Genomic DNA, 608 nt, shown 5'->3' on the forward strand with positions numbered 1-608 from the left:
TACTGGGATCGGGGCCGTTTTCTTTTGGGCGTGATCGTCGTCGACCGTTCGGGCGCCGAGGCGTGACAATCGGACCGACTCAGGGAATCATGCTGTCCATGGACGAGAACGCCGACTCCACCGGCCTCAGCCCGGCCTCTTTCCACGACAGTCCCGGCGTCGCCGACTGGCGCGTCACGTCCTGGGGCCCGCAGGCCTGCTATCGGACGAGTTCCCTCTCCGATGCCGCCGCTCTTGTGCCCGCCGTCGTCGACGCGGCAGCTCGAACCGGCATCGATCCCGACATCGACCTCCGCCCGGAGGGCGTCGTGATCCGCGTCCCCTATCGCGGTCGCGAGCGCATACCCGCCCGTGCTGCCGAATTCACCCGAAGCGTGTCGCGCGCGGCGGCGGACCTCGGCCTGACTCCCGCACCCGAAGCGATCCAGACCGTCGACCTCATGGTGGTGCAGTCGGGCGTCGATGTCCGGCCGTTCTGGTGCGCGGCACTCGGCTATGAGGTGTCGGGGCAGACCGACGCCGTCGACCCTCTGCGCCGCGGCCCCGCCCTGTCCTTCCAGGAGATCGACCGGCCCGGTCGAGGGCGGACGCACGTCGACGTGTCGGTG

General features: G+C 69.7%; 1 protein-coding gene. It reads left to right on the top strand.

All coding sequences use genetic code 11. The features are described from left to right. Positions 1-98 precede the first annotated feature (98 nt). The coding region (locus tag AC4FQ5_RS19910; RefSeq protein WP_491146374.1) for a VOC family protein at positions 99-608 on the top strand (510 nt) is incomplete at its 3' end.

This window comes from Chryseobacterium sp. DT-167 (assembly GCF_058310155.1).